Origin of the sequence: Hydrogenophaga sp. UC242_50 (assembly GCF_042697355.1) — a bacterium.
Taxonomy (GTDB): domain Bacteria; phylum Pseudomonadota; class Gammaproteobacteria; order Burkholderiales; family Burkholderiaceae_C; genus Hydrogenophaga.
The window spans coordinates 3,254,633-3,266,250 of sequence record NZ_CP170553.1 but is presented as its reverse complement, the minus strand read 5'-3'; the positions used below and the strand labels follow the sequence as shown (position 1 = coordinate 3,266,250).

The window sequence follows — 11,618 nt, the reverse complement described above, 5'->3', positions numbered from 1 at the left end:
ATGAGACTGATTCTGTTGGGCGCCCCGGGTGCCGGCAAAGGAACGCAAGCCACGTTCATTTGCCAAAAATACGGCATCCCCCAGATCTCCACCGGCGACATGCTGCGCGCGGCGGTGAAGGCCGGCACCCCCCTGGGGCTGCAAGCCAAGGCCGTGATGGAATCCGGCGGTCTGGTCAGCGACGACCTCATCATCAACCTGGTCAAGGAACGCATTGCCCAGTCCGATTGCGCCAACGGCTTCCTGTTCGACGGCTTCCCGCGCACCATTCCGCAGGCCGATGCCATGAAGTCCGCCGGCGTGAAGCTGGACTACGTGCTGGAAATTGACGTGCCGTTCGACGCCATCATCGAACGCATGAGCGGCCGCCGTTCGCACCCCGCCTCGGGCCGCACCTACCACGTCAAGTTCAACCCGCCCAAGGTGGAAGGCAAGGACGACGTGACCGGCGAGCCGTTGATCCAGCGCGAAGACGACAAGGAAGAGACCGTGAAGAAGCGGCTCGAGGTCTACAGCGCACAGACCCGTCCCCTCGTGGACTACTACAGCAGCTGGGCGCGCTCGGACGCGGCCGCCGCGCCCAAGTACCGCGCCATCAGCGGCATGGGCTCGGTCGAGGACATCACGGCGCGCGCCTTCGAGGCGCTGTCGAAGTAAGCCACCCCGGCTTCCCGCAGAACACCCGGCCACGTGCCGGGTGTTCCGCTTTCAGGAGGGCTCAAGCCGGGCTGGAGCGCAGGCCGTAGGCCTTGCCCTCCAGAAACACGTACTCGGCGCGCAGGATCGCTTCGCCCTTCTCGTCCTTGAACGTGAAGCCCACGGTGGACAGGGAGGCCCCGGTCTTGACCTCAGGCATCTGCCATTGCCCCAACCGGAACAGCGGCGCCAGTTCGATCTCCCAGCGCCGGTCGCGGCGCGTGGGCAACACGGTCTTGGCGCAGCAGCGCGGGCCCGTCGATGCCCGCCGTCTGGGCGGGCAAAGGGCGTTGGCCGAGGTCGGCCGGCAGGCGCAGGGCCTCGGGCAGCTCCAGCACCAGCTCGGCGTGCGGGTTGCGCCACTTCACCTCGACCACCCGCCCCTCCAGGTAGAGCGGACGGTCCTGGTCGAAGCTGCTCCAGCCATGGTGGGCCAGCGCCCCACCGCCCCAACCCCCCAGGCCCAGCCAGGCCCCGGTCCGAATCACATCACGTCGTTGCATGGAGATCTCCTTCCCATCACACGTAACCGATCCAACGGCCGCAGGTCAGCACCAGCAGCCACAAGGCCGACGACAGCAGCATCAAGAGGCGCGCAGTGCGGTCCTGGCGCTGCAGCGATCGGCGGGCGTGGAACCAGCCGGCGTTGCACCCCGCCAGCATGATCAACACCATCTTGGCTGTGAACACGCGATTCGCCAGCAGTTCCCCGGCCTGGGTACCGAACATCAGGAGGCCCGACACGGCGGCCAGTGCGAAACCCACCGCCACCAGGCCCAGGCTCAGTTTCGCCAGGGGCTCCACAGGCAGGCTCTGGCCCCAGCCGAACACCCGCAGTTCCAGCAGCGTCAGGTTGCCGAGCAACAGCGCCACGCCCAGCAGATGGGCCACTTCCAGCATGGGGTACGCCCAGGCGTGGGCACCGAGCGCGGCGAACATCGCGTCATTCCATCAGCAGGTCCAGCGCCAGCGCCAACCGGGCCTTGACCGGCGAGAGCCCGGCCGAGTGCGCGAATGGCAGGCCAGCGTGCGGCACCACCCTTCCGCGCGCACAACGCGTCGCCAGCACCACCCGCACCCGTTGTGCCTGCGCGGCATTCAGCGCATCGGTCAGCGCCTGGTGAACGGTACCGTTGCCCGTGCCGGCCACCACGATGCCCCGCAAGGGACGGGCGGCGCCTGGCGCCATCAAGGCCCGCACCAGGCTGCCGTCCGCGTCGGCATGGCTGGTCACCAGTTCGACCCGAGGCAGGGCGTCGGCCGCCAGGAAGCGGGCCAGCGGGGCTGGATCGTGGGAAGCAACGGAGGCGCCCCGGGATCGGAAACGGCGCACCTCCCCTCCTCCACACAAGCCAGCGGCCCCGCGTCTCCAGAGTCAAAAGCGTCCAGGCGGTAGGTGTGCTCCTTCGCCACCTCCAGCGCGCCGTGCACCTGTCCGGCACACACCACCACCACGCCGGCCTCCCCATGCCGCACCACGGCCAGCGCGTCGGCAAGGTTCTGCGGCCCATCCGGCACCAGCGCGGAAGCCGGGCGCATCGCGCAGGTCAGCACCACAGGCTTGGTGGGTTGGAGCAGGCGCTGCAGCACGAACGCCGTTTCCTCCAGGGTGTCGGTGCCGTGCGTCACGATCACCGCCGACACCTGGGGATCGTCCAGATGCGCCTGGAGCCGTGCCGCCAGGGCCTGCCACACCGGCAGGCCCATGTCCTTGCTGTCGATCTGGGCGACCTGCTCCACCTCCAACGGCACGCCGGCCAAAGCCGGAACGGCCGCCACCAGATCGGCCACGCCGACCTGCCCCGCCACGTAGCCCACGTTGTCGCCCGCCTGCGCCGCACGCCCGGCGATGGTGCCGCCCGTGCCCAGGATCACGAGCCGCCGGCCCTGATTTGTGTCCACCACTTGCCAATCCTTGAAAACTGGTTAAAAATACAGATACTGGATAAGAAAACAGGTATCAGCCACTTCCCGCATTGTTCCTGTCTTCCCAGATGGCGTTCCCCTTGCGCACCACGTTCACGACGAGGTCCTCATGCTCGACATGCCCCATACCGCACCGAAGCTCACCGCCCGGCAGCAACAGATTCTGGAATTGATCCAGACGGCGATCGCACGCACCGGCGCACCGCCCACCCGTGCCGAAATCGCCAGCGAACTCGGGTTCAAGTCGGCCAATGCCGCCGAAGAGCATCTGCAAGCGTTGGCACGCAAGGGCGTGATCGAACTGGTCAGTGGCACTTCGCGAGGCATCCGCCTGCGCAGCGAAGACCTGCAGTCCATCAACGATTCGCGCGGGCGCCAGCTTACACTGCCGATCCCCAGCCTGGCCCAGCTGGTGCTCCCCCTGATCGGTCGCGTCGCAGCCGGTTCGCCCATCTTGGCGCAGGAGCATGTGGACCAGACCTACCAGGTCGAGCGCAGCCTGTTCCAGCGCACGCCCGACTACCTGCTCAAGGTGCGTGGCATGTCCATGCGCGACATCGGCATCATGGACGGCGATCTGCTCGCCGTGCAGGCCACGAAGGAAGCCAAGAACGGCCAGATCGTGGTGGCCCGCCTGGGTGACGACGTCACCGTCAAACGCTTCATGCGGCGCCAGCACCTGATTGAATTGCACGCGGAAAACCCCGACTACAAGACCATCGTCGTCGAACCGGGCGAGCCATTCGAAATCGAAGGACTCGCCGTGGGCCTGATCCGCAACAGCTTCCAGCTCTGACCGATCCCGGTCCGTGTCGCCTCAGCAGGTGGCGGGCGTTTGGTCCCGGTGGGTGCACAACCCACCACAAGGACACATCCCTGCGAAGGCGTTTGATTTTGCAATCCTGCCTGTGTTCAACCCCACCCAATGGAGTTTCGCATGGGAAAAATTTTCAACACCAACACGTGGCGCGCCCCTTTGCAGTTGATCGACTGCTGGTTGCCCTCTCCCGCCCTTCGCCGGGCAACGGCCGCCAACGAGCCCGTGCGCAGCGCAGGTTGTACAGCGCTTTGCGCGTGCCGGGTGGCTCAAGCGCGCCAGCACGGCCCGCAGTCCACTTGTCTTGCGGGCCGTGCCACCGGCAGCGGACCCTGTGCCTCGCGTGCGCGTGCTGCAGCAGACCGGCCCCGCGGCGGCGCACCGGGCCGGTGTCAGGCTGGTGATCTCGGGCCGCATCAACGATGTGTGCGCCGAACTCGATCGACTGGCCGACCAGGAACGCCAGCTGTCCACGCGCGCGGCCTGAACTCGGCCGCCGCCAGCGAGCACACGGCCATCCTCCAGGCTCCCGGCGCGCCGTGCCTGCTTGTAACCAGGGGTCAGCGGCCCGGAAGGCCTGGGAGGTGAAGGCACAATAGGGTCATGAATATTGTGATCCTTGATGACTATCAGGACGCTGTGCGCAAACTGCGGTGTGCCGAGAAACTGGAGCCTTACCCGGCCAAAGTCTTCACCAACACGGTCAAGGGCGTGGGCCAGCTGTCCATCCGATTGCGCGATGCCGATGTGCTGGTCCTGATCCGGGAACGCACCGCCATCACCCGTCAACTGGTTGAAAAACTCCCCCGGCTCAAACTCATCGCCCAGACCGGGCGCGTGGGCGGGCATGTGGACGTCAATGCCTGCACCGAGCGTGGCATCGCGGTGGCCGAGGGCGTGGGTTCACCCGTCTCCACCGCCGAGCTCACCTGGGCCCTGATGCTTGCGGCCATGCGCCGCATCCCGCAATACGTCTCCAACCTCAAGCATGGCGCCTGGCAACAGGCCGGGCTGAAGGCTGCTGCCATGCCCGCCAATTTCGGCGTGGGCATGGTGTTGCGTGGCAAGACGCTGGGCATCTGGAGCTACGGCCGCATCGGGCAGATGGTGGCAGGTTACGGGCGGGCCTTCGGCATGCGCGTGATCGTGTGGGGCAGCGAAGAAAGCTGTGCCCGCGCCGCGTCCGATGGTTTCGATGTGGCCCCCAGCAAGGCAGCCCTGTTTGAAACGGCCGACGTGCTGAGCCTGCACTTGCGGCTGAGCGAGAGCAACGCGGGCTGTGTGACACCCGAAGACCTCGCCGCCATGAAGACCTCCGCGCTGTTGGTCAACACCTCCCGCGCCGAGCTCATCCAGCCCGAGGCGCTGATCGCCGCGCTGAACCGGGGTCGCCCGGGCATGGCCGCGATCGACGTGTTCGAATCCGAGCCCATCCTGCAAGGCCATGCCCTGCTGCGGCTCGAAAACTGCATCTGCACGCCCCACATCGGCTATGTCGAGCAGGACAGCTACGAGATGTACTTCTCCTCTGCGTTCGACAACGTGGTCAACTACATCAAGGGCACACCGACCAATATCGTCAATCCAGGCGCGCTGCAGGTTCGACGCTGATGGCTGCGATCGACCTCACCCCAGAAAAAACGCCGGTTGTCACCGGCGTTTTTTCTGGGTACCAAGGGCGTCAGCGTTTGCCATCCGGCTTCGAGCCTGGCTCGTCGTCCGGCGGCATGAAGTCCAACACCTCGAAATCGATCAGGTTGCTCAGCGGCAGGTCCTGGGCGTCACCTGCCTTGGCGGTCGGCTCCACGGGCGGCGACACCTCTGGCAACAAGGCCTCGAAGGCAGAGAACTCGGAGAGGTCGTTCAGGTTGATGTCCAGGCCCAGGTGGGACGACGCAGGCACCAGCACACCCAGGTCCATCGGCTGGGTGTTGCGACCGCCAGCAGGCTCTTCAGCGACGGGGGGCTTCTTGCCGGCTGGCGCGCTCGGACGCCGGCCGTCGGCTTTCAGCGGTTGCATGTTCGTGTGCCGGAATTCGCTGTGCTTTGCCGCGGACGGCTCGTCTCGCTTGATCAGCTCCTTGGCCATCGCGTGCAACAGCAAGAGCTCGCGGTACGCCTCGAGATCGAACACCTCGACTTCGTCGTCGCTGGCGTCCCGGAAGATCGACTCCTCGATCAGGTCCAGCACCCGGGGCTCCGGCCACAGCGACTGAATGCGGCTGAAGGCCGTTTCGTAGGCTTCAAGGCCTCGACCACCGTCGGTGTAGCGGTTGAAGGGCGGCGCGCCGGCATTGAAGACGTGGTTGAACTCGTCGCGCAGGGCGTCGTAGTCTTCGCGGCGCCCCAGGCGGTGATAGAGCTTGAACAGATCCAGGTAAGCCAGGGGGCTGGGCTCATGGCTCTCGGCCAGGTGGTTGCGCAGCACTTGGATGGCCTGCTCGTCTTCACCCAGCGACACGAAAAAGTCGGCCTGCTGCTGAATGTCGAACAACTCTTCCGTGCGCACCGAACGGGAGATGCCCAAGGCGCTCGGTGAAAAATCCCGACGGTCGCGCGATGGCAGCGCAACCGCCGACTCCGACTGTGGATCGCTCTCGCGCGCAGCGGCGCCATCCAGGGCCTGCAAATCGTCCAGCGACGAATCCTGATCCAGGTGGAGATCGAGTTCCACGCCGCCGGGCGCGGGGGCCGCCACCATCGGGGCGCCCTGGCGCACGGGCTTGCGGAGCTGTGCCGGCATGGTTTTGTCTTCAGGCGTCGAGGACCACCACGCACGGGACGCCTCGGACCCGGCCTGCGCTGGACGGCGGCGCGACGCCATCAGCAGCGCCAGAAGCGTCAGCAACAGCAGTGCGCCCAGCAGGTACACCAGCCAGTTGCGGTAGCGCTGGTCACGCGCCTCATTCAGTTGGGCGTTCAGCTCGCCAATGCTGTTCTGGCTCTGGGCCCGGGCGTTGCGCAGTTGCTCGGCTTCCGCCTCCAGCGCCGCGAGTTTCTGGGCGTCCCGCAGGATGTCTTCCGGCGACGCGCTGAGAGACTTCCAGAGCAGGCCGGCGGCGGCGCGGGCTTCTTCGGAGGTGGCGGGCTCACTCAGCAAGAAGGGCGAGAGCTTGAGCGTCGGATCGCGCTCGATGCCCGCATCCAGATCGATCGGGTCCAGCTGCAGGCGGGGCGCCGCAGGGGGTGCCGGTGGACGGCGCACCACACTGCTCGCACGGGGCGAGGCGGTGGCACCCGGTTTCGCGGCGGGCTTGGGCGCAGGCCGTGCCGATGGCGAAGCCACAGGGCCAGCCGCAACGGGCGGCCGAGCGCTGGCGGTGCCACTCTCTACCAGGCTGCCGCCCGCGACACCGGGACCCGCAGGCGTGGAAGGCGCCTGCGCCACCGCCGGGGGCGCCACGGCCACCGGGTTGTTGGATCGGTCGACCGGCGCCATCGGCTCGTTGAGCGGGTCGGCCAGCAGCACGAAGCGGCGGGTGAACGCGGTGCCGCAGCCGGCGCGCACGTACAAGGTGACGATGGGTTCGTTGATGGGCTGCCGAGTCTGGATGCGCACCGAGGACTCGGCCTCGGCTTTCTGGGGCGTGCTGCGAACCAGACCGGGCGACACTTGCGTATCGCCAAAAAAGACATCCGCATTGAGGCACTGGTTGGTGAGATCCTCACCCGGAGCGAGAAGAACCTGAACCCGGACATCGAGAGGTTGTCCGATGACAGCTGCACCACTGTGCCGCCCCAGCGTGGCCGCCGAACTGCCCAGCGCAGTTAATAGCAAAATACAGCCTGTCCATGTCTGGCGCACGTTGGAAGCCCTTCGTTCTTTCGTTGGATCATTTTGTCATAGCTCCAGGCACCCTCATTCCAAATACAACACACTTATGCAACCCATATTTCTTCATACGGGCATCGTCGGGACCGGTGCCATGGGCCGCGGCATTGCCCAGATGGCGGCCCAGGCCGGCAGCCAGGTCTGGCTCTTCGACGTGCAGGCCGGCGCGGCGGAGGCCGCCCGCGCCGCCCTTCAAGGCACCTGGCAGACGCTGGTGGGCAAGAACCGCATGGAGGCCAGCCAGATGGAAGACTGCCTGGCACGGGTGCATTTGGCCGGCGCGCTGACCGACCTCGCGCCCTGCGATCTGGTGGTGGAAGCCATCGTCGAACGGCTCGACGTCAAGCAACGCCTGTTTGCCGATCTCGAAGCCATCGTCCAACCCGATGCGGTGCTGGCCACCAACACCTCGTCGCTCTCGGTCACCTCGATCGGTGCCGCGCTCAAGCGCCCGGCCCAACTCGCTGGCTACCACTTCTTCAACCCGGTGCCCCTGATGAAGGTGGTCGAGGTCATTGCCGGCCTCAAGACCAGCGCCACGGTCTGCCAGCGCCTGACGGACTACACCCGCCAGTTCGGCCACACGCCGGTCTCGGCACAGGACACGCCGGGCTTCATCGTCAACCACGCCGGCCGCGGCTACGGCACCGAAGCCCTGCGCGTGGTGGGCGAACGCGTGGCCGATTTCGCCACCATCGACCGCATCCTCAAGGACCAGATGGGCTTCAAGCTCGGCCCGTTCGAGCTGATGGACCTGACGGCGCTGGACGTCTCGCACCCCGTGATGGAGTCGATCTACCACCAGTATTTCGAGGAGCCGCGCTACCGCCCCAGCGTGATCACCGCCCAGCGCCTGGCTGGGGGCGTGGTGGGCAAGAAGGTCGGTGAAGGTTTCTATGCCTACGACAAGGGCGTGGCCCAGGTGCCGGCCGACGTGGCCGCGCCGACCGTCGCGGAGCTGCCACCGGTCTGGGTCTCGCCCAAGGCAGCCCGCCGGGCCGAGCTCTATCAGTTGCTCAAGGACCTGGGCGCGCACATCGAGACCGCCGCCGCACCGTCGGCCGCCGCGCTCATTCTGGTGGCGCCGCTGGGTCTGGACGTGACCACGCTGGCCGCCGTGGAACGCCTGGATGCGTCGCGCACCGTGGGCATCGACATGATGCTCGACGACGCCTCCACCCGCCGCCGCGTGCTGGCGCACCAACCCCGCCACCCGGGCCGACATGCGCGACGCCGCTCACGCCCTGTTCGCCAGCGACGGCAAGGCCGTGAGCGTGGTGCGCGACAGCGGTGGTTTCGTCACGCAGCGCGTGGTGCGCGGCCCATCGTCAACATCGCGACCGACATGTGCCAGCAGGGCATCTGCTCGCCGGCCGACCTGGACGTGGCGGTCACCCTCGGCCTGGGCTACCCGATGGGGCCGCTGGCCATGGGCGACCGCATCGGTCCCACCAACCTGCTGGAGATCCTGTTCAACCTGCAGACGGTGTACGGCGACCCGCGTTACCGCCCTTCCCCCTGGCTGCGCCGCCGTGGCGCGCTGGGCCTGAGCCTGACGCACGAAGAAGCCTGATTCCCGACCGCAAGGACCGACACCGCATGACCGCCAGCCTCAAGAGCCACAGCCATGGTCAGACCATGGTGCTGACCATCAGCAACCCGGAACACCGCAACGCCCTCGGCCCCGACATGTACGCCGCTGGCGTGGAAGCGCTCAACGTGGCCGAAAGCAGCCCCGAAGTGCGCAGCGTGGTGCTCACGGGCGAAGGCGCGCACTTCTGTGCCGGCGGCAACCTGCAGCGGCTGCTGGCCAACCGGCAGCAGCCGCCCGAGGTGCAGGCGCAGAGCATCGAGGGTTTGCACAACTGGATCGAGACCATCCGCGCCTTCCCCAAGCCCGTGGTGGCGGCCGTGGAAGGCGCGTGCGCCGGTGCCGGTTTTTCGCTGGCGCTGGCTTGCGACCTGGTGATCGCCGCGCAGAACAGCGTGTTCGCGATGTCGTACAGCAGCGTGGGCCTGTCGCCCGACGGCGGGGCCACCTGGAGCCTGATGCGCGCCCTGCCCCGGGCCACGGCGCTGCAGTTGCTGTTGTGCGGTGAACGCATCGGCGCCGAGCGGCTGCAGCAACTGGGCGTCATCACCCAGACCAGCACGCCGGGAGAAGCGCTGCACGACGCGCTGACGCTGTGCGAACGCCTCAATGCGCGCGCGCCCAACGCGCTCAGCAGCATCAAGGAACTCGCCAACGACGCCCCGACGGTCACACTGCACGCGCAGCTGTCGGCCGAGCGCGATCATTTCGTGCGCAACCTGCATCACGCCAACGCGGGCGAAGGTATCACGGCCTTCATGGAAAAGCGGGCCGCCAACTACCGTTGACGCGGTCTGCGCGCATACCCTGATCTGTCCGCCGCGTCCCAGTGGCGACAATGAAGGCCACCCTCAGTCACTCAAAAGACAGCCCATGGACGAACCGATTCTGACAATGGAAGAACGCGAGGCGATCAACAACGGTCGCTGGTTCAGCAGCCTTTCACCTTCCCTGCGTCACGACATCCTCCGATGCGCCCACGTCAAGCGATTCAAGGACGGCGACCTCATCGTCGCACGCGGCGACCCACCGACCGAATGGTCGGCGGTCGCCCGTGGGGCGGTGCGCGTGAGCTCGACCTCGCTCTCGGGCAAGCAGATCACGCTGACCTATGTGGAGCCCGGGGTGTGGTTCGGCGATGTGGCGATGTTCGACGGCGACCAGCGCACGCACGATGCCTACGCGCATGGCGCCACCACCTTGCTGTGCGTGGCGCGCACCGATTTCCAGAAGATCCTGGCCTCGCACGTGGAGTTGTACGAAGCGCTCATGCGACTGCAGGCACGGCGCATCCGCACGCTGTTCGGCCTGGTGGAAGACCTCAACACCCTGCCCCTGCGCGCGCGGCTGGCCAGAACAGCTGCTGCACCTGGTGCGCAGCTACGGCGTGCCCTGCCTGGCCGACGGCAGCGAAATGCGCATCGGCCTGCAGCTCGCGCAGGAGGAACTGGCGCAGCTGCTGGGCGCGTCGCGGCAGCGCGTGAACCAGGAGCTCAAGTCGATGGAGCGCGAGGACGCGATCCGCATCGAACAAGGCGGTGTGGTGGTGCGCAACCGCGACATGCTCATGCGCATCGCCGAAGCCGAGTCCTGACCCCGGCGTTGTCGCCACTGCTGCTTCAGGCCCGTCAACCCACAACGGCCTTGAGCCGCACACCATGAGCGACACCCAGAATTTCGTCGGCACCCGGCCCGTTGCGGCACAACACACCTTCGACATCCCGGCCCTCGAACGCTGGCTGACAGACCGGCTGCCGGGCTTCGCCGGCCCGCTCTCGGTGGAGATGTTCAAGGGCGGCCAGTCCAACCCCACCTACAAGCTCATCACGCCGCAACGCGCCTACGTGATGCGGGCCAAGCCCGGGCCCGTGGCCAAGCTGCTGCCCTCGGCCCATGCGATCGAGCGTGAGTTCCGTGTGATGAGCGCGCTGCACGGCACGGGTGTGCCGGTGGCGCGGATGCACGTGCTGTGCGAAGACGAATCGGTGATCGGCCGGGCCTTCTATGTCATGGAGTGCGTGGATGGGCGCGTGCTCTGGGAACAGTCGCTGCCCGGCATGGACCGCGCGCAACGCGCTGCCCTCTACGACGAGATGAACCGCGTCATGGCGGCGCTGCACACCGTCAAGCCCGACGCGATCGGCCTGACCGACTATGGCAAGCCCGGCAACTATTTCGAGCGCCAGATCGGCCGCTGGAGCAAGCAGTACCAGGCCTCCATCACGCAGCCCATCCCGGAGATGGACCGCCTCATGGAATGGCTGCCGCAGAACATCCCGGCCATGGCGCGCGACGAGTCCATGGTGTCGGTGGTACATGGCGACTTCCGCCTCGACAACCTGATGTTCCACGCCACCGAGCCGCGCGTGCTCGCCGTGCTCGACTGGGAACTCTCGACGCTGGGCCACCCGCTGGCCGATTTCAGCTACCACTGCATGTCCTGGCACATCCCGCCCGGCATGTTCCGCGGCATCCAGGGACTGGACCTGGCCGAGCTGGGCATCCCTTCCGAAGACGCCTACATCTCGCGCTACTGCGAACGCACCGGCATCGCCAGCCCCGAGCAACTCAAAGCGGACTGGAACTTCTACCTCGCCTACAACATGTTCCGCCTCGCGGCCATCCTGCAGGGCATTGCCAAGCGGGTGGAAACCGGCACCGCGTCCAACGAACAGGCGGTGAAATCCGCCGCCGGCGCCCGCCCCCTGGCCGAGATGGCCTGGGGCTTCGCCAGCGCCCGCTGACCCTCTTCACAC

General features: G+C 66.9%; 11 protein-coding genes and 2 pseudogenes. 8 read left to right on the top strand and 5 right to left on the bottom strand.

All coding sequences use genetic code 11. The annotated features are described in order from the left end of the window. Positions 1-657 (top strand): adenylate kinase, encoded by a 657-nt coding sequence (gene adk / locus ACFJGX_RS16820; RefSeq protein ID WP_382157688.1) that lies wholly within the window; start codon positions 1-3, stop codon positions 655-657. Between the two features lie 61 nt (positions 658-718). Here the strand turns inward: adk and ACFJGX_RS16815 are convergent, their stop codons facing one another. The 4 genes and pseudogenes from ACFJGX_RS16815 to ACFJGX_RS16800 form a co-directional block, all read right to left on the bottom strand. Continuing rightward, entirely contained in the window at positions 719-856 is a 138-nt protein-coding gene (locus tag ACFJGX_RS16815; RefSeq protein ID WP_382326602.1) for a hypothetical protein, read from the bottom strand. Continuing rightward, the gene (locus ACFJGX_RS16810) at positions 849-1,199 is read right to left on the bottom strand and encodes a DUF6152 family protein (RefSeq protein WP_382326600.1); all 351 of its coding nucleotides are present in this window, start codon (positions 1,197-1,199) and stop codon (positions 849-851) included. Before ACFJGX_RS16810 ends, ACFJGX_RS16815 begins: the two co-directional genes overlap by 8 nt. Before the next feature lie 16 nt (positions 1,200-1,215). Next, positions 1,216-1,635, bottom strand: coding sequence for a hypothetical protein (locus ACFJGX_RS16805; protein WP_382325015.1), 420 nt, complete (start codon positions 1,633-1,635; stop codon positions 1,216-1,218). A 4-nt stretch (positions 1,636-1,639) separates the two neighbouring features. Further along, positions 1,640-2,598: pseudogene (locus ACFJGX_RS16800) on the bottom strand (asparaginase). Positions 2,599-2,740: 142 nt separating this feature from the next. Here ACFJGX_RS16800 and lexA point away from each other — a divergent pair. The 3 genes from lexA to ACFJGX_RS16785 all read left to right on the top strand — a co-directional run bounded on the left by lexA (position 2,741) and on the right by ACFJGX_RS16785 (position 5,050). Next, a complete protein-coding gene (gene lexA / locus ACFJGX_RS16795; RefSeq protein WP_382163966.1) occupies positions 2,741-3,418 on the top strand; it encodes a transcriptional repressor LexA in 678 nt (225 codons plus the stop codon). A gap of 364 nt (positions 3,419-3,782) precedes the next feature. Continuing rightward, positions 3,783-3,926, top strand: coding sequence for a hypothetical protein (locus ACFJGX_RS16790; RefSeq protein ID WP_382326598.1), 144 nt, complete (start codon positions 3,783-3,785; stop codon positions 3,924-3,926). Positions 3,927-4,042: 116 nt separating this feature from the next. After that, positions 4,043-5,050: a D-2-hydroxyacid dehydrogenase family protein gene (locus tag ACFJGX_RS16785; RefSeq protein WP_382325021.1), complete on the top strand. Its 1,008-nt coding sequence runs from the start codon at positions 4,043-4,045 to the stop codon at positions 5,048-5,050. Between the two features lie 70 nt (positions 5,051-5,120). Here ACFJGX_RS16785 and ACFJGX_RS16780 read toward each other — a convergent pair whose 3' ends face one another. Continuing rightward, positions 5,121-7,244, bottom strand: coding sequence for a FimV family protein (locus ACFJGX_RS16780; RefSeq protein WP_382325023.1), 2,124 nt, complete (start codon positions 7,242-7,244; stop codon positions 5,121-5,123). A gap of 121 nt (positions 7,245-7,365) precedes the next feature. On the opposite strand from ACFJGX_RS16780, the gene ACFJGX_RS16775 reads away from it, so the two are divergent. From ACFJGX_RS16775 to ACFJGX_RS16760, 4 genes and pseudogenes are all read left to right on the top strand, one after another. Continuing rightward, complete coding sequence (locus ACFJGX_RS16775) at positions 7,366-8,844, top strand: 3-hydroxyacyl-CoA dehydrogenase (protein ID WP_382326596.1); 1,479 nt, start codon at positions 7,366-7,368, stop codon at positions 8,842-8,844. Positions 8,845-8,870: 26 nt separating this feature from the next. Beyond that, a complete protein-coding gene (locus tag ACFJGX_RS16770) occupies positions 8,871-9,650 on the top strand; it encodes an oxepin-CoA hydrolase, alternative type (protein ID WP_382157672.1) in 780 nt (259 codons plus the stop codon). Between the two features lie 85 nt (positions 9,651-9,735). Continuing rightward, a pseudogene (locus ACFJGX_RS16765) lies at positions 9,736-10,456 on the top strand (Crp/Fnr family transcriptional regulator). A gap of 64 nt (positions 10,457-10,520) precedes the next feature. Then, positions 10,521-11,606, top strand: coding sequence for a phosphotransferase family protein (locus ACFJGX_RS16760; protein ID WP_382325025.1), 1,086 nt, complete (start codon positions 10,521-10,523; stop codon positions 11,604-11,606). The last annotated feature ends 12 nt before the right edge of the window (positions 11,607-11,618 follow it).